Origin of the sequence: Moorena sp. SIO3I8 (assembly GCF_010692325.1) — a bacterium.
GTDB lineage: Bacteria > Cyanobacteriota > Cyanobacteriia > Cyanobacteriales > Coleofasciculaceae > Moorena.
Genome location: NZ_JAAHHW010000130.1, coordinates 1 through 17,923, shown reverse-complemented (window position 1 = coordinate 17,923; position 17,923 = coordinate 1). Strand labels below are relative to the sequence as shown.

The 17,923-nt window shown below is 44.7% G+C and carries 14 protein-coding genes; 6 read left to right on the top strand and 8 right to left on the bottom strand.

Going from position 1 to position 17,923, the window contains the following annotated elements:
* Positions 1–80 precede the first annotated feature (80 nt).
* From F6K51_RS30360 to F6K51_RS30335, 6 genes are all read right to left on the bottom strand, one after another.
* Positions 81–4,142 (bottom strand): hybrid sensor histidine kinase/response regulator, encoded by a 4,062-nt coding sequence (locus F6K51_RS30360; RefSeq protein ID WP_293027465.1) that lies wholly within the window; start codon positions 4,140–4,142, stop codon positions 81–83.
* A gap of 131 nt (positions 4,143–4,273) precedes the next feature.
* On the bottom strand, positions 4,274–7,381 hold the full coding sequence (locus F6K51_RS30355; RefSeq protein ID WP_293027462.1) for a GAF domain-containing protein: 3,108 nt from the start codon (positions 7,379–7,381) through the stop codon (positions 4,274–4,276).
* A 530-nt stretch (positions 7,382–7,911) separates the two neighbouring features.
* Positions 7,912–8,196: a hypothetical protein gene (locus F6K51_RS30350; RefSeq protein WP_293027457.1), complete on the bottom strand. Its 285-nt coding sequence runs from the start codon at positions 8,194–8,196 to the stop codon at positions 7,912–7,914.
* 170 nt (positions 8,197–8,366) lie between these two features.
* On the bottom strand, positions 8,367–9,413 hold the full coding sequence (locus tag F6K51_RS30345) for a HAMP domain-containing sensor histidine kinase (RefSeq protein ID WP_293027452.1): 1,047 nt from the start codon (positions 9,411–9,413) through the stop codon (positions 8,367–8,369).
* 110 nt (positions 9,414–9,523) lie between these two features.
* Positions 9,524–9,712, bottom strand: coding sequence for a hypothetical protein (locus tag F6K51_RS30340; protein WP_293027447.1), 189 nt, complete (start codon positions 9,710–9,712; stop codon positions 9,524–9,526).
* A gap of 171 nt (positions 9,713–9,883) precedes the next feature.
* Positions 9,884–10,816, bottom strand: a complete 933-nt coding sequence (locus F6K51_RS30335) for a chemotaxis protein CheW (RefSeq protein ID WP_293027444.1) — start codon at positions 10,814–10,816, stop codon at positions 9,884–9,886.
* A 349-nt stretch (positions 10,817–11,165) separates the two neighbouring features.
* Here F6K51_RS30335 and F6K51_RS30330 point away from each other — a divergent pair, with 349 nt between their 5' ends.
* Complete coding sequence (locus F6K51_RS30330) at positions 11,166–12,155, top strand: RRXRR domain-containing protein (protein ID WP_365940374.1); 990 nt, start codon at positions 11,166–11,168, stop codon at positions 12,153–12,155.
* Between the two features lie 175 nt (positions 12,156–12,330).
* On the top strand, positions 12,331–13,629 hold the full coding sequence (locus F6K51_RS30325) for a response regulator (protein ID WP_293027441.1): 1,299 nt from the start codon (positions 12,331–12,333) through the stop codon (positions 13,627–13,629).
* Positions 13,630–13,735: 106 nt separating this feature from the next.
* On the opposite strand, the gene F6K51_RS30320 is transcribed toward F6K51_RS30325, so the two are convergent.
* Positions 13,736–14,098, bottom strand: coding sequence for a response regulator (locus F6K51_RS30320; protein ID WP_293027438.1), 363 nt, complete (start codon positions 14,096–14,098; stop codon positions 13,736–13,738).
* A 467-nt stretch (positions 14,099–14,565) separates the two neighbouring features.
* Here F6K51_RS30320 and F6K51_RS30315 point away from each other — a divergent pair, with 467 nt between their 5' ends.
* The 4 genes from F6K51_RS30315 (at position 14,566) to F6K51_RS30300 (ending at position 17,286) form a co-directional block, all read left to right on the top strand.
* Positions 14,566–14,844, top strand: a complete 279-nt coding sequence (locus F6K51_RS30315) for a hypothetical protein (protein WP_293027435.1) — start codon at positions 14,566–14,568, stop codon at positions 14,842–14,844.
* A 294-nt stretch (positions 14,845–15,138) separates the two neighbouring features.
* Positions 15,139–16,143 (top strand): hypothetical protein, encoded by a 1,005-nt coding sequence (locus tag F6K51_RS30310; RefSeq protein WP_293027431.1) that lies wholly within the window; start codon positions 15,139–15,141, stop codon positions 16,141–16,143.
* A complete protein-coding gene (locus F6K51_RS30305; protein WP_293027427.1) occupies positions 16,140–17,126 on the top strand; it encodes a DUF1822 family protein in 987 nt (328 codons plus the stop codon). The genes F6K51_RS30310 and F6K51_RS30305 overlap by 4 nt, the downstream gene beginning before the upstream one ends.
* Before the next feature lie 22 nt (positions 17,127–17,148).
* Positions 17,149–17,286 carry a hypothetical protein gene (locus F6K51_RS30300; RefSeq protein ID WP_293027424.1) on the top strand — a complete coding sequence of 46 codons (138 nt, stop codon included), beginning with the start codon at positions 17,149–17,151 and terminating at the stop codon, positions 17,284–17,286.
* A gap of 105 nt (positions 17,287–17,391) precedes the next feature.
* Here the strand turns inward: F6K51_RS30300 and F6K51_RS30295 are convergent.
* Positions 17,392–17,923: DUF4351 domain-containing protein (locus tag F6K51_RS30295; protein ID WP_293027421.1), on the bottom strand; the 532-nt coding region annotated here is incomplete at its 5' end.

Genomic DNA, 17,923 nt, shown 5'->3' with positions numbered 1-17,923 from the left:
GGGTCGGCGTATCAAGATTTCGGGGGCTCAGTGGGATGAGAGTAACGTCCCACAAGTCTTGAAGCATCGGTGTGCCTACCTCAACGGGCAATTTTCAACTTGAGTCTTACAAAACTGAGATGCACTCTGATTTTATCACTTTCTTTCAATGCGATTACCCTGAACTCAATACCGTTTAACCGTGGCATTTCTAAATCGCAGATTATCAGATCAACACCATCACTTTTGCGCAATAATTCTATCGCCTCTAAACCATCTTTAGCTTGCAGCACCTGGTTACCATTTCGTTCCAGAATTAGGCTTAAATTTTGTCGCTCAGTAATGGAATCATCGACAACTAAAAAGGTTTTATAAAGGTTACCCGGTTGTTCGCCTTTGGCGTTCGAGTAGGGTAAGTTGGCAGGTTGAAGGTTATTAGGTTGAAGGTTATCAGGTTGTTCGCCTTTGGCGTTCGAGTAGGGTAGGTTATCAGGTTGTCTATGATTAGGTTGAAGCTTGTCTGGAAAACCTTGGCCTTTCGGCCACGCTTTCGGCAAAGCCGTTCGCGTAGCGTGGCCTTCGGCCTCCGCTGCGCGAACGCGAACAACGTTCAACCTGCTAACTTTCAACTCTTCAGAACCTTCAACCTTCAACCTGCTAACCTTCAACTCTTCAGAACCTTCAACCTTCAACCTGCTAACTTTCAACTCTTCAGAACCTTCAACCTTCAACCTGCTAACCTTCAACTCTTCAGAACCTTCAACCTTCAACCTGCTAACCTTCAACTCTTCAGAACCTTCAACCTTCAACCTCCCAACCTTCAACTCTTCAGAACCTTCAACCTTCAACCTCCCAACCTTCAACAATGATCGCTGAGATTGATGAAGCTGCTGTACATACTTAAGTAACCCTGTACCGTCAATTACCAGAATCAAACGACCATCGGCCAAAATACTGCAACCATAAACATAGGGAGGATATGCGATCGCATTAGACAGCTGCTTGATCACGAGTTCTTGCTCTTCGAGTACTTGTTCCACTTCTAGTCCCACCCATCCTTCACCAGTATTCATCAATAGGATCGGATTAATCTCTTGAGGTTTAGTCAGCAAGGGATTCCAAGCTGGTACTGTCGATCCCTGTTGGGATGAGTATTCCAGTAAGGATAAGAGTTGGTAAACGGGGGTGCTATACTCATTCCCCCTGTGATGCCAATTCAGGATTTTTTGATCACTCACCATCTGGATTTGCTCAGATGCTGGCAACAGTATCTGTTCAATCTCATTAGCCACAAACCCATACACTCCCTGACTAGCTTGAACCACTAGCACCCTGGCATTCCTGAGAGCCTCTTGGATCTGCAAGCAAAAGGTCGTGCCTTGACCCGGCTGGAAGCGAACCTTTACCCGACCGTTAATCCGTTGCAGTTGGGAGCGCACCACATCTAGGCCAATACCTCGTCCAGAAAGCTCGTTGATTTGAGAAACAGTGGAAAATCCTGGCTGACACAGTAAGTCTAATAGCTGATTTGGCTCCGGTGATTCGCCCAGGGCTTCCAAGTGCTCAACACTGAGCAGGTTGGTTTCCACGGCACGATGATAAATCTTTTCCAAGTCCAGTCCCTGACCATCATCTGTGACTTCAATGATGGTGCGATTTCCTTGATAGAAAGCACGAATTTCAATCTTACCGATAGCAGGTTTACCCCTTTCTTGGCGAACCTCCGAGGATTCAATACCATGGTCGAAACCATTGCGGACTAGATGCAGTAAAGCATCATAGAGATGATTAGCAATGGTTTTATCAACTAGGACATTAGTCACACTGAGGGTTAATTTCGCTGACTTGTGATGGACATTAGACAACTGCTGCACCATGGAGGGAAAGGATTTAAGCAGATGTTCCAGAGGTATAGTCCGAACAGATTGAAGAGTATCCCTGAGCTGAGTTGATAAACGCTGTTCTCGTTCCACACTAGCAGCAGCCGTAGTGGCTAACAGGCTCAGGTCTTCTGTAGCTTGAGTCAGTTGTAGGGTTTCTTCCCAAGCGGAATCCCACAGCTTGGAAATTTGCTGATTAGAGGAATGCTTCTTGAGCTGAGTGCGCAGTTGAGTCAGGGTTTGGCGATGTTGCTTGAGCCAATTGGAAAGTTTTTCAACTACCCCTTGACAGTTTTCATCCTGCCATCCTAACTGGTTTTGGTTAATTAGTAGTTCCCCAACTAGGTGAGATAGGTGTTTCAGACTTTCTAAATCAACCCGCACTGTGGCCGATGTCTTGATCGAGCCATCTGCTAATAAAGGCACACCAGCCTCTGCAGACTCCCGATCGGGAGGAGATATTGATATTTGGTTTAATTCTTTTGCTGATTCAGGGTTAACTGCTAACTCCGACTCTTGCTTAGGGTCAGTCTGAGCTTGGTTAAGATTGTCTGTTGCTACGGTTTCTGAATATTCATCCAGAAAGATAGTATCTGGAAATATACTATCTGGAAGTATACTATCTGGCTCAAGATATTCCTCTTCAGGAAACACTTGATTCCCTTGCTCTTGTGCAAGAGAAATATTACCAAAAGTTTCCTCAAGTAATTCATCGATAGGTGGTGAAGGTTGTAGGTTATTGTTGGTTGAAGGTTGTAGGTTATTGTTGGTTGAAGGTTGTAGGTTATTGTTGGTTGAAGGTTGTTCGCCTTTGGCGTTCGAGTAGGGTAGGTTAGTGTTGGTTGTTCGCGTAGCGTGGCCTATTGGCCACGCTTCGCGAACAACGTTCAACGATTGTGAACCTTCAACCTTCAACGATTGTGAACCTTCAACCTTCAACGATTGTGAACCTTCAACGTTCCAACCTTGGCCAATAGGCCACGCTTCGCGAACAACCTGTAACTCTTCTTGTGACCCAGCTAATTGTTGAAGGGCGAGGCTGGGGTTTCCTCCACGAGTGCGATCGCCTGCTAAGACAGCGGTATGAGCTTCCTGGAAATTCGTTAAAGCAATCTTGGCAATTTCCATCACCTGTTCAGGGTTAGCGTCAAGGGCTTTGAGGGTATGTTCGGCAATTGCTTTAAACCCTGGTAAGTTCAAGGATTCCCCCAACCCTACAAATATTTCACCTTGTTCTCGCAAGGTCTCAGCAATCTCTATCAACGTAGCCTTGTCATGATCAGGGGTTGGAGGTTCAAGGTTAGCAGGTTGAAGGTTAGTTTGGGTTGAAGGTTGTTCGCGTAGCGTGGCCTTTTGGCCAAGGTTAGTGTTGGTTGAAGGTTGTTCGCGTAGCGTGGCCTTTTGGCCAAGGTTAGTGTTGGTTGAAGGTTGTTCGCGTAGCGTGGCCTTTTGGCCAAGGTTAGTGTTGGTTGAAGGTTGAAGGTTGTCTGGAAAACTTTCAACCTTGGCCTTTTGGCCACGCTTCGCGAACAACCTGCCAACCTGTAACCCTTGAGAACTTTCAACCTTGGCCTTTTGGCCACGCTTCGCGAACAACCTGTCAACCTGTAACCCTTCAGAACTTTCAACCTTGGCCAAAAGGCCACGCTTCGCGAACAACCTACCAACCTTCAACAAGGAAGCTAGGTGATCAATGCGTTGCTTGACTCCTAGTTCAAAGATAGATTGGACAATATCAAACCCAAGTTCTGCTGATGTAGGTAGAGAAGCTTGATAGTCAAAACAATTTCCTAATTTAGCTTGCAGTTTAGCAAACACCCCTGCAGCTCGGTTGATAATCTCAGTATTCTTGTTCAACTCCCCGGTCATTTCAGCGGTCAGTGCCATCCTGAGGCACTGATATCCCTCAAACATTAGTGTTTCTAGCTCTGTATCAATGGTTGCCTCAGGGGCTAACATTGCCCGGAAGACATCTTCGAGATAATGTGCTACACTCTTTATGGTGTCTTGCTGGACATTAGCAGCTGCGCCTTTCAGGGTATGAGTCGCTCGCATTAAGTCATAAAGTTGGTTTTTTGGCTTGTCCGGTGTCAAAGCCAGCAAGTCTTGTTCAATAACTTGCAGCAAGTCCTGGGCTTCCCCAAGAAAATATTGATAGGTTTCTGGATCAATAGTTGACATTTTTTTAGGGAGTAGGGAGTAGGGAGTAGGGAGTAGGGAGTAGGGAGTAGGGAGTAGGGAGTAGGGAGTAGAAACTTGACTGTACCTGATAAGTATAATCAACGCTATATAATTCAAGGGAATAATAATCCCTAAAACCAATCTCAAAGCGCCAGTTGCTCCCCAACCTCCCCGCGCCCGGGCCCCACACTACTCGCGCCCAGGTTCCACACTCCCCACCCACAGCGCTATAACTAGTTAACGGTAAACTGCTCAACAGCTGCCTGTAGGTTTTTGATGGTGGTGAGGGATTCCTTGAAGGACTCCCAAAGCTCGGTAGAGTCTTCAGAAGTATTGGTGGATATGGCGGCAACTTCTTTCATGGTTTGGGTGACGGATTGTGATTGTTCCAGTTGGGCGAGGGTTGCCTGGGTAATGTCTGCAACTAACTGGCTAATCTCAGCAGTAGCTGATGCGATCGCATTTAGATTGCCCTTGCTTTCTTCTACCAGTTCTGTGCCAGTATTAACCTGAGCGATCGCGACTTCGGTCACTTTAATCACTTCTCGGGTCTGAGTGCGGATTTCAGCAACTAAATTAGAAATTTCCGTAGTTGCCTTGGCCGACTGTCGAGCTAAGGAGCGCACCTCATCAGCTACTACCGCAAAACCTTTACCATACTCCCCAGCCCTGGTGGCTTCGAGAGCAGCATTGAGGGAGAGTAGCTGGGTTTGGGTCGCAAAATCACTAATCAAATTTAAGACCCGGTCAACATTTTGAGAGTATTGACTTAACTGTCTAATTTGATGGCTGGCTTCCTCCACACTATCCCGAATTCCTAGAATTCCCTCCACCGTGCGGTTCATAGCTGTTTCCCCCGATGCTACTTTTTGGTTTGCCTCTTGCACAGCTCGGTCGATGGATTGGGCACTAGTAGTTACCGCTTGGGTAGAGTTAACCATGCTCTGGATTTGATCCATCGCTTGGGTCAACTCCTGACACTGATGCTGGGCTTCTTCAGAAAGTTTAGTAATTGCTGCTTCACTCTCTGTAGCCGTTTCAGCGACTTTCACAGAAGCTGAGAGTACCTGGATTACAATTTGCCGTAAACTCTGAATGGTGTTATTGTAGGCATCTGCAATAGTTCCCAGTTCATCATTGGTAATCGGAGCTCTAACGGTCAAGTCACCGTCTAGAGAAGGTCGGACAGCTGTGAGCAAATCAATAGCACGTTGTTGGAATAATTCCCTAGCCTCCTTTTCCCGTGATGCTAATTCTGCTAATTGTTGGGATTGCGATCGCAATTGTTCCAAATACTCCGCTCGCTGCAACGGTATACTCATCTGAGCCGCAATCTGAACCATCCAATTAATCTCTTCCCCTCGCCAATCCCTAGGCTCATAATTTTGATAAGCAGCCAGTAAACCCCACAGCTTATCCCATTGGAAAATTGGCACAATAGTATAGGCTCTAGCCTGATATCGCTCTAGCTGCTCGATATAACAACTTGAAAAATCCCCTTTATAGATATCACTAACCACCCAGAACGGTTTGTCTTGGCTAGAGAGATTGCCTTGGATGCTTTGCAGATAGGTATCTCGGATGGTTAGGGCTTGCTGGCTAAACTGCTCAGGGGTATTTCCAGCCACCGTTTTCACGATACATTCACTGATATTTTTGTTGATGAGAGGATTACTAGTCTGTTCCTGGATTAGGGAAGTCCAGCCACTAGCCACCGACTCAGCCACAAAGGAGCCACTCCAATCAGAATTGAAGCGATATATCGTAACACGGTCAACCCCTAAGAGTTGACGAACTTCGTTGGTGGTAACATTAAAAATAGTGCGCAGGTCTTGGGATTGTTGAATTTTATCCGTGACCTTATTCAGTACTCGTTCTCGTTCTGCTGCTTGACGTAATTCCTCAGACTTTAACCGCTGTGCCTCCAGTAGCTGAGCTTGTTGCAATGCTACTTCTAACTCAGCTGCAATCTCCAGCATCCAGCTAACTTCTGACTCCCGCCATTGCCTGATATCAGAGTTTTGATAGGTAGCCAATAATCCCCAGAGTTTTTCATTCTGGTAAATAGCTACAATCACATAAGCTCTGGCTTGATAACTTTCTATAACTTCGAGATAACAAGGGGTGAACTCCTGATTGTAGATATCTTCCACCACCCGGTAGGTTTCCCCCCTACTATAGGCACCCCCCTGGGTTTCTTGAAGATAAGTATCGACCTGGTTAATTATTGGTTCAGTGGCCAATTCTTGGATGCTGCATTCGCTGATATCAGCCCTTAGGTGTGGGCTATTAGTCTGGCTCTGAAGCAGAGAAATCCAGCCTCCAGCCACTGACTCTGCTACAAATTCACCACTCCAATCGGGATTAAAGCGATAGATAACTGCTCGGTCAGTTTTGAGCAGTTGTCGCACTTCTTGAGTTGTGGTCTGGAAAATAGTCAAGATATCCAGAGAACGGCGAATTTTGTTAATGACTTTCGCCACAGTTGCCTCCCGTGCCTGCTGCTGTTGCAACTGAGTGCGTAACTCGTCGGTAGCTAGGTGAAGGGATAGTTCTGTGGCAATAGTCCGAAAGCAATTAATCTGTTGTGGAGTCCAGGATGGAACCGACCTGTCTTGGTTTGTCTTTACCTGGCATCGCTGCAGGACCAACAAACCCCAAGCTTTACCCGATACGGGCAAGCAAAAGCTGAGACTGGATTGAACTTGAAATTTATCCAGCAGCTGGAGTTGGTAGGGAGTGACCGAATCATTGCTGACCTGATCGATAATTACCCTTGACTGCTGCAAATAGTCTGTGGACAAGTCAGCCCCAAAAGCAGTAGCATCTAGCTTTTCCCCGACCGCAGGAGTCCACCCCCGTTCTACTGCTTCTGCCAAAACTATTCCGGTGCGAGAAGAATTGAAGCGATAAATTAACACCCGCTCGGCTTGGCTGAGATGTTGCACCCCATTGACTGTATTGTTCAGTAAGGTTTCCCAGTCCCCAGCTTGACTCATTAATTTGCTAACCTCTAACAATTTTTCATGCTGGGCTTGGAACTGTTGTTGGAGTGCCTCTTCGTAGCTAAGCTTCAATTGCTGAATTTCCAGATTTACCCCTGCTGTAAACTGCTCAACCTCCTGACCAAAGGATTCAAATTGCTCCAAACTTTTTTTCAGCTCTAGTTTATCTACCCTTCGGCGTTGGTCTAGATCAGTTTTTAGCCTGTCTAGGCTAGCGTTAAATCCCTCTAGGTTGGGGCGAGGAGAGTTAAAAAAATGCGGAGTATGATCGTTGAGGAGATTGTGATTTTCTAAGAGCAGTTCTGAATCGTTATCATCCCATTGTGGTTCTGACATCTGCCTAGAGTCGTAAATTTAACTTATACCTTACGAAAGTATAAAGTATAAATTGTTAATCTTTGATTATCAAGTATCAAGTGTCAACTGTCAAGTCTCAAGTATGAAGTATGAACCGTCAATTGGTCAGTGGGCGCTGGGCAGTGGGCAATGGTCACTGAGAAATCTGAAGTAGACAGTTTAACTATTGGTAGTTGATGACCTATTAATTGTTACTCCCACGGCTATAAGCCGGTAAGCATTCAGCTATCAGCTATCAGCTATCAGCTAAAGGCTCTTGGCCACCCTACTGTTCGCGCAGCACCTCAAGTAGCGCAATCGGTGCTTTTGACGCAAATAAGCACCTCAAGTAACGTGAGCCAAAAGCTGACGGCTGAGCGCTGAGTGCTGAATGCTTACATAAGCCGTGGGAGTCTCAATCAAGTAACTGGTTGCACGAACTCTATATTTTCGCCTTGTGATTAGCGATCGCTTTTGTGGTTACGGATCGCTCCGGGAGATGGATTGGCTATTGGGTTGGTAGACAAGCCCTAGTCTTGAATCGGTTTCTTGCGAAATATCCCAGTCATGACAATGCCACTGATTAACATAGCAATTAGCCCCAACCCATTCAAGAGTACATAAAATACTCGCAGTTCTTTACCTAGGAATGTTCCTTGGTGAATGTACATCAACAGGTGTCCTACTTTGTCTGAAGCCCCAAACCAACTTTTAGCGACTCGGTAGGTTATGCCAGTAAAAGCAGTAGCAAACAAAGGGATAAAAATAATCGGCGCGATGAAGCGGTGCAGTTTACGTAAGGTGCGTTTATCCATGATGATTTCCCTTCTTTACTTCCAGAGTGATCTAAGTCGAAACTAAACTAAGACACAAAAAGTAAAGAACTAGGAAAGAAGAATTTATAGCAACGGAAGTATGCTTGACCCTATGATATTCTTTTTTAAAAGGAAATTTTGGACAAGGGAACAGGTAACAAAAATATGGCTTAACCTTTACTTCGGCTGCTATATTTCAAGTTAACTAGGGGTAGCTGCACTCGGAAGCAACTGCCAATGCCTATCTGGCTAGTGACAGTGATATTGCCCCCATGTGCTTGAGCAATAGTTTGAGCGATTGCCAATCCTAAACCCATATTTCCTTCACGATGGCATCTTCCTGGATCTGCCCGCCAAAAACGGTCAAAAACGTGGGGTAAATCTTCTGCGGCAATCCCGATGCCCTCGTCTTCAACAGCGATCGCTACATGGTTTTCCATCGCGAACATGGTGACAGTTACTGTTTTTCCTCCGGGAGTGTATTGCAGGGCATTTTCGAGCAAGTTGCCAAACAACCGTTTCAGATTTTGTGCATCCCCGAACACCCATAAGTCTTTGATTAGCTTGGATTTAAGGGTAATTCTTGTTCTTTGTGCTTCTATATCGGCACAGTTGATCTGATCTTCGAGAATTTCGTCAATGGGGACTGGTATCCACTGATGTTTGATGGGTGTTGGTGCCCCATCCATCCGGGACAACAAGAGTAAATCTTCCACTAAACGAGTCATTTGCTTAGAAGCGCTAGCGATCGCGGCTACCTTGTCTACATCTGCTGGATGTATCCTCTCTGGATACATCTGCATCACCTCAACGGAAGTCTTAATGGCTGTTAAGGGCGATCGCAACTCATGGGAAGCATCAGCGGTAAACTGTTTGAGCTGTTGAAAACTTTTCTCAATCGGTCTCTGGGACTGACGGATTAGCCATATTGCACCGAAGGCAGTAAGTCCGAGAGCTACAAAGCCTCCTATACTTAATCCCATGGGTAGACGAACAAGTTCTGCATCTAAGGCTTCTGTCGATTTACTAACGCGAATATAGCCAGTAAGTTCTTGATTTCCAGTATCAGTAGAAGGTTTAAAAACTGGTAAGGTGAGAGTGCGAACTATACCTTCAACAACAATATGAGGGGAATCGAGATTTTCGGGTATTGTCCCACTGGGGAAAAGATTGCCTTGTTTAACCAAGAGCTGACCTTTTTCATCGAACCATTCCACACCTGGATCAAGGATTGGCAGATTATTATCTGTCGATGGTTTTTCACTTAGATTGAATAAGTCCGTAGGTAAGTCTTCATCGTCAGGATCTTCTTTCTACTCGTTGTCGTCTAAGGGTTATCCCATCTAGCAAGGGTGCGCATCAAATCCAGAATAATTAAGTGATAGGTGAAAGCTAAGGCTAAGTCCAACCCTTCTTGCCCGTCTTGAGCAATTTCAACTGCATAGCATTGGCTAGCGAGGGCTTCTGCTAAGGCTTTAGCAATGCGCAGATCGTCTTCTACGAGCAAAATCTTCATCAATTGCGATCGCATCGAGGCTGGGCACTAACTTCCGCTTCGAGGCTGGGCACTAACTTCATACTTGATCTATATAGAGCTATTGATAGTAATCAGGTACATCTGCTGTCAGGGATTCATAAAGCTGACTACTGAGTGCTGAATGCTGAGTGCTTAATGCTTACAGAATTGCTATAGATCTCCTGCTGCTTGGACAATTCGTTGGGGATCTAAGACAATACTACTGACTTCGGGAAGATAGGCTTTGACAAATTCCCCAAATCTGAGGGGCAATAATCGATCAGGGGGTTGTAAGTTTTGCCAATGGTGCTGTTCTATTTCTTCCACTTGTGAAACCACCAGTCCCAGAAGTTTGCTGTTGAGTTGAAGTACAATCACCATGATTTTTGTCCTGGAGATGTCTTTGGGTTGCCAAACAGCCGGAAATCCTAGGATATAGTTTAGATCTAACAACCACAGCATTTCACCACGCCAGTTGTAAATCCCAATCACACTATCTGCAGTATGGGGAATTGGCAAAATTTCAGCAACCGACACATTCAGAATTGCTTGGATGTAGTTTACCTCTAACAAAGCCCCATTGCCAGACCCTACCTGGAAGCGCAAAAATTTCTCCTGGGGGGGAAGTTGGCCATCAACACTGACCTTAACGGGGGTAGCCAGAGGTAATTGAGCTTGATTCCCCTGGAAATGATGTTCATTGTTCTGCCAGGAGACAGGATAATGAGCTTGATTAGTTCTCACTGTTGAGCCTGACTCTACCCAAGTAGATAAGTCTAGCACCACCGGAATGCTTTCTACTTTAATTTGTTTGCGCCATGCTGGTTGTTTCTCAGTTAGGCTACGCCCCAAAATTTTGACGGTATCAATTGAGTTTGGTTTTAGCTTGCTGATGGTGTAGTAGATAAATCTTACCACAGCTCCTGGTTTTGGAGCGGGGTCTGCTTCGAGTAAAACCAATAAACAGCTATCGTGAAGTTTAACTTTAGCTATAATACCTTCGTGCTGAAGTTTGTGATTCAGTATGGCAGCGATGACGTTCGGGTTTCCCTGTTTAGCTAATTGTAAAATTTTGCTGGTCTTGGAAATCTGCTCTTTGCTCATCACACCAACTTACTATTCAATTTATGATAAATACAATTCCAAGGTATTTAATCGCTTGATTTGTAATAATTGTTAATTTTGGTTAGAGTGACTGCTCACGTTTTTAGAATTGCGTGAATTTATGGGCCAGTCAATAACCCCACCCTAAGAGGATGGGGCTTGGTAGACAACCAACTACCGTGATTGACGCTTACCATTGAGCCGAATCCTGGTAAGAACTTCCAGATGCTTCCCCAGTCTGGATCTCTTTAAAACTGTGTTGTCAGTTGCTGCTTTGGGCAGGACATCTTGAATTCGGTGGTCAAGGGGACAGGGTAACCTAAATACTTTTCTCGTGAGGTTTATCACCATGTTACGAGTTCCAGTAATTTCACCTGATGGCAAACCATTAATGCCGACAAAAGCTTCTCGCGCTCGCCGCTGGCTGCTATGCGGTCTTGCCGTTGTTTATCCAAACGATCTAAATGTTTTTGCTGTTCAGCTAGTTAATCAACCATCTGGAAATCAAACCCAGGATATTGCCATTGGTATTGACCCCGGAAAGATGTTTTCTGGTATGGCTGTTCAGTCAAGTAAAATCACTCTTTGGACAGGACATCTGATCTTGCCTTACAAGAAAGTTCGAGAACGCATGGATACTCGGCGAATGATGCGTTCGCGTAGCGTCGGCTTCGCCGAAAAAACTCGTAGAAGTCGTCGAATAGATCGCAAGGTTGCTTACTCACAAAGGTCTCATCGGCAAAAACGATTCTCAAACCGTAGAGTAAAAAGGGTTCCCCCTTCAATTAGGGCAAACCGTCAACTAGAAAATCGGGTAACAAAAGAGCTTTGTTTTTTGTATCCAGTAAATGTCATCGTCTATGAAGTGGTCAAGGCAAGAGGGAGCAAAGGGTTTTCTCCTGTGATGATAGGCCAGTATTGGGCAATCTCTCAGTTGGAGCAAATAGCCCCAGTAATTCAAAAACAAGGCTGGGAGACCGCTTTAAAAAGAGAGGCATTAGGACTAATAAAAGACAAAACTGACAAAAGTCAGCAAACAGTTAATACCCATGCAGTAGATGGAATAGCCCTAGCTGCTACTCATTTTTTTCGACGGAAAAATTATTATCACCGCAACGGAAAACTGAGTGTTCCAAAAAACTGTGATGTAACTAATGCTGTGTTTTCAGTCATTAGACGTGCCCCCATAAGTCGTCGCCAGTTGCATCTATTGCAGTTTTCTAAGGGTGGGAAACGACGTAAATACGGTGGGACAACCACTAGCCATGGTTTTCGCAAAGGAGACTATGTTGAGGCGGTTAAGGCTGGGATAACAAGCACGAGGTTGGGTGAGCGGTGAGACAGTAAGGCAAGTTTCTGTTAGCGATGTTAACTGGAAAAGAATTGGACAATTTACTGCCCGAAAAGTCCGACTTCTAAAACGTTCAACGGGATTAATTGTAAACCACTAATTGGAGGCGCGGCTTTCCTCCCCACTAAAAGAGAAGGATGGGGTATCCAGCCGCGAAGATTTGATGAAAACCAGGGTTGAATCTACCTCTAATAGCTTGAGTGCTAAGCTAGTACGCTACGGTCAGGAAAAATTTACTGGCCGACTGGATCTGAAGGTGTCAACTGCTCAGCAATGGAGCTTCTACTTGAGCTATGGCCGTTTGGTATGGGCATCTGGCAGTGTTCATCCCACTAGGCGTTGGTGTCGGCAGATACTCTACCATTGTCCTGAGGTTAATCCTAATCGGATTGCCCTGAAAAAGATAGAGCCAGAGTCCTGTTGGGACTACCACTTGATGGTGCTGTTAGCACGGAAACGAATGATTAACCCCCAACAGACGGTGGTTGTAATTAAAGGCACTGTAGCAGAAATATTGTTTGATATCTTCCAGAGCCTAACCTTAGTTTCTCGGGAGAAAACCCTAATTCAACCCAGTAATGATTCTGTGTCGTCAAACACCATTGAAACTACGGTCAAGAAGCCTGACAATTTCTTGCTCAATGCCCAGTTGGGAGTACGTCCCTCTATCCAGGGGATTTTGCCACAAACGTGGATGTTAGAGGTAGAACCAACTATCAAGCAAGTTCAACAGGTCTGGCAGCAGTGGTCAGAAATGGGTTTGGAGGATGTTTCTCCTGACTTAGCACCGGTGCTGTTGCAAAAGTCGGCTTTGCAACAGCAAACCTCAGTGGCCACCTACAAAAATTTGGTAACCCTCATCAACGGTAAGCGCACTCTTCGAGATATAGCAGCCCTGATCAAACGAGATCTGTTACTGCTGACGCGATCGCTAAATCCTTATATTCAGAAACAACTGATTGAACTAGTAGAAGTGCCTGATTTGATAGCTCCTTTCTTTGTAGATATCCCCGCCAAGGCAGACATTAGTACCCAAAAATCCCAAACCCAAAAATCCCACAAGAAGTCTGATCAGCCATTAATAGTCTGTATTGATGACCACCCCCAAACCTGTAAAATTATGAAGGACGTGATTCAATCAGCAGGTTATCGATTTTTAGGAATCCAAGACTCTATCAAAGCTCTACCGTTGCTACTCAAACATAAGCCAGATTTAATATTCTTGGATTTGGTGATGCCGATTGTTAATGGCTACGAAATGTGCGCCCAGATCCGCCGGGTGTCAATGTTTGCCAATACACCAGTGATTATTCTGACTGCTAAAGATGGTATTGTGGACCGGGTACGAGCCAGAATCGTTGGGGCGACTGATTTCCTGACCAAACCCATCGACAATCAGAAAGTAGTGGCAAAGGTGCGCAAGTATCATACAACCTCGCCCAGCAAGACCGATCCAGTTTAAAAAGGCAAGACTCCGGAAGTGAAGCAAGAGTCTAGAGGTGGGAGGAATCAAAAATTGTCCTAGGTCAACGGTTAACACTCAACGGTTAACACTCAACAAACAATAACTATTGAATCAGCTCCTCTAGGGTACACAGCAGTTCTTCTGGATTCACTGGTTTAGCTAAGTAGGCATCAGCCCCCAGCATCTTTCCCCAAATTTTGTCCACCTCAGTACCTTTGGTGGAGCAAATCACCACAGGAATCTGGCTAGTGTGAGGATTAACTTTCAGGGCTCGACAAAACTCAAAACCACTTTGACCAGGCAAAATTACATCTAAAACTACTAAATCTGGCCTATGGTGAGATAATTTTTCCCGAGCCTCCTCAACACTAGCCACGCCAGTAACCCCCAAACCCGCTTGTTGCAAACAGCGAGTTAGGTACTGTCTTTCTGTTACGCTATCTTCTACCACCAAAACAGTTTTCATAGATTAAAGTATAGCACCTTATACAGAAAATGTGTTAATGGCAAGGGCAAAATTACTGATAAAATCATGGTTTTTATATAGCGCTAGTGTTTGGTTCAGGGTGAACTCAGCTCTTCCACCCAAAGGTATAGCGCTACGCGCAAGTCCGCAAGTCCGTAAGTAAGCTATGACTAAGTTTCGGAGTTTAGGAATGTCAAACACCTTAATGCGTAGTGCTATATTATCTAAAATCCGGTTGAATAACCATACTTCCTGGTGACCAGAGCAAAGGAGGGAGTAGGGAAAACGGAAATAGGGAATCGGAAAAGGATAATAGGGAATAGAATAGTAAATTAAGCAATTTTTAAAGGTCAGCAATCAAAGATTTGAAATACTTTAAAATTTGGTAAAAAGTGTAGATATAGCAGCCAAGTGTGAGTTTACTAAAATATAGTTGGTATTTGAAATGTAAAATTGTATGTTTTTTTATGTCCAATAAAAATTATGATATCTTTCCCATTTTGCCTCTTGCATTTTTCGGCAAGAAGTGTGTTTACAACCGAGATATAAATGCTATATATAGCGTTTATTATAGCTATGAGGTACACAGGATTTTTTACCTCTTGCCTCTTGCCTCTTCTCTCTTCCCTGCTCCCTGCTCCGTTCGCGCCCCGCGTGGCCTACGGCCTCAGTCCCTGCTCCCTAACACCCAGAATTTTGTACCTCATGACTATGATAAGTGCTATATTATGAATCTTGACTTCTGAATCGAGACTATTAAATCGGAGTATAGTTGATTCTTTATGGTCTGTAAAGCTAGTATCCTAAATATTATTAGAGACTTAACAGTAGAGAGTTGACAGTATAAAAAATTCACAATATTATCACAAACTCAGCCTAAGCTTGAGAAGCCTGAGTCAAGAAGGCTTCTTGGGCTGTTTACATAGCAGTAACACACAGGAGAGTTTTTTCAGTCAACCGGCTCGGATTCCAAAAATCGGATTCATAAAATGATCAGCTAGGGCTGATAAGTACATAGAGAGTTCAAAACAGTACTAGTCATGATCCTAACTAGTCATGATCCTAAACCACCATTACCCATTTCCCCACTGGTCAATGACCCAAAGCCAGCCTCTGAGTTATCTAGGCTTGGTACAACAACTGCGGGTCAGCAATCGAGAGGATTAACAATGGTGGTTAATGTATCAGGGCGCATCCAGCTTATCAGCAGTCATACCAGCGACTGGGAGTTTAATTGGTTAGTTAAAAGTCAGTTAAAATTCACCCATGTAGACTCTCGTATCCTGGTTTGTGATCGCTGCATTGGTGTTGCTCAACTATGGCAGCCAAAGGCAGGGCAGCTGGGGAAAAAGACTCCTGTGGATGAAATCCTAAGAAACCTAATTGAAGAAGTATCCCGCTACCCAGACCCAAGTCCTGAGCGGCAGAAAGCCTTGAATCGTTTCCTGAGTGTTGTTCAAAATCTACCTGGCATTTACAAATCCTCCCACGTAGACTATCTAGAGGCGTTAAATCGAACCTGGGAATGGGTCATCCGCAATCTAGACCAGTTTGAGCCAACTTCAACCTCCCTTGAAAAAAGCTTAGTGACCTGGATCAACGGATATTTACGCTGGCGCATCCGAGATTTATATATCTCAGATAGTAGATATCCAGGGATTAGCACTAATCAACCGATCGGTAACAGTGAGGGAGATTCAAGGACTCTAGAAGACCGGTTGCCAGACCCTAGACCTTCCTTGAGTAGACTGGATGATTACATTGAAGAAATCCAGACAGCTGAACGCCAGCGTCTAAGTAAAGCCATTCTCGAAGAAATTAAAAACGATCCAGATCGGAAATTAATCGGTTGTCATCCCCGCAAATATCCCAAATGTAATTGTCAGTTATTAGCAATGCGGTTGCTAGTACAAGAACCACCCCAGAGAATTGCTGACATTGCTAGAGAATTTAACGCTAACCAACAAACTCTCTACTCTCACTGGAAGAAAAAATGCCTGCCAAGGCTGCAAGACATCGGTAAAACGTTTGGATATCAACCATGACTATTACAGAATCAACTAATATTAAAGTTTCTATTAGCCCATACGCTCATAGTTATGCAGCACAGTTTGCTGCTGAACAAACCACCCCTCGGAAGGGAAAACACGTCTATTTAAATACTTTAGCAGTTTATGCTGTTAACAACTATCTTAAATGGCTCGAGATTCCCAGTAATCTTGCTCAAAGTGATTGTTGGAATCCGGGTTTGAGAGCATTGTTTGATGTAGCTGATCTGGTTTTGCCCAACATTGGTAAATTGGAATGTCGTCCAGTGTTACCAGGTCAGTCAGCCTTGAACGTGCCACTAGAAGTGACCGAAGACCGGATTGGCTATGTGGCAGTGCAGTTCAGTGAGCAATTAGACCAGGTAGAGTTATTGGGATTTGCTCCGTATCATGCGATCGCTAAATCCCTAGACCCTTTACCCCTAGAACAGCTTGAATCTCTCGATACACTAATTGACAAGATTGATTGGATTAAGAAATCGGTGAGGGTAACCCAATGGTTTGAGGAACTATTTCAGGCAGATTGGCAACCACCACCATCACTGCTACCTGAGTATAGGTACAGGTCTAGTTTCAAAACCGTTACTTCCTTCAGAGGATCTGAGTTAGGTATCAAGCGGCGCTCCAAGCAAGAACCGAGGATAGAGGCTTTAAGGGGTAATGACAGATCAACGATGCGAGCCAAGCTAATGGACTTAGATGGTCAAGGGGTAGTCCTACTGCTGCAAGTTAATTTCCAACCTCCTGATACTGAAGATATCGATATTTTTATGCGGCTATATCCTGCGGGGGATGCAATGTATTTACCACCAGATTTGCAGGTGAATTTACTGGATGAATCGGGAAAGTCTTGTATGAAAGCTCAAGCTGGAAAAACTAACGACAAGATCCAAATTGATTTCAGTTGCCAACCAGAGGAACGATTCAGTGTCAGATTAAAATTGGGAGATATAAGTATCACGGAAAAATTTATAATTTAGGTAAGCTATCAGCTATCAGCTTATGCGCTACGCGCACGCTTCGCGAACAGCTATCAGCTTATGCGCTACGCGCACGCTTCGCGAACAGCTATCAGCTTATGCGCTACGCGCACGCTTCGCGAACAGCTATCAGCTTTTGAATAAAACAGGTAAGCATTAGTTTAATCTGAGTTACGTTAGCTGACCACTGACCGCTGACCATCGGAGTTGTAAAATCAAGAGGAAAACCCACCCCACGGTCGAGGTGGGGTGTGGCCTTATTTAATTAATTTGGCAAATGTTCACTAAACTCATCTAGGGAGTTAACCGTTAATGCTGTTGCCATCAACTCTTCTAATTGTTCGAGAGTTAAGGCTTGAATTCTGACGGATATCTCGACAGGAATCTCTGAAAATCGCAGTTTAAGGATGCGCTCTAAACTCCCTCGACGTTCTTGTTTGATTCCTTGTTCAATCCCTTGTTCAATCCCTTGTTCAATCCCTTGTTCAATCCCTTGAGCAAGACCCTCTTGTAAAATCTCTTGATACCAGGGTGATTCTCGTAATACTGTCATATCCCACCTCATGATTTGTTGAATTAAGGGTATTTCTTCTTGATGCAGTCGCTCATGGGGGAAACCCCCAAGACCGCGCTGCATCGCTAATACAAAACTAGCAAAGAACGCTAAGAGCGGTTCTAGTTGATTTAAGGTTTGATCCGCTCGTAGCGCCTGCACCGCTGACCGCAATTTCGATTCACTACCACCTCCAAATAAGATCGGGACAAATGGAAATAAGGGAGGCAAAGGTTGTCCTAAT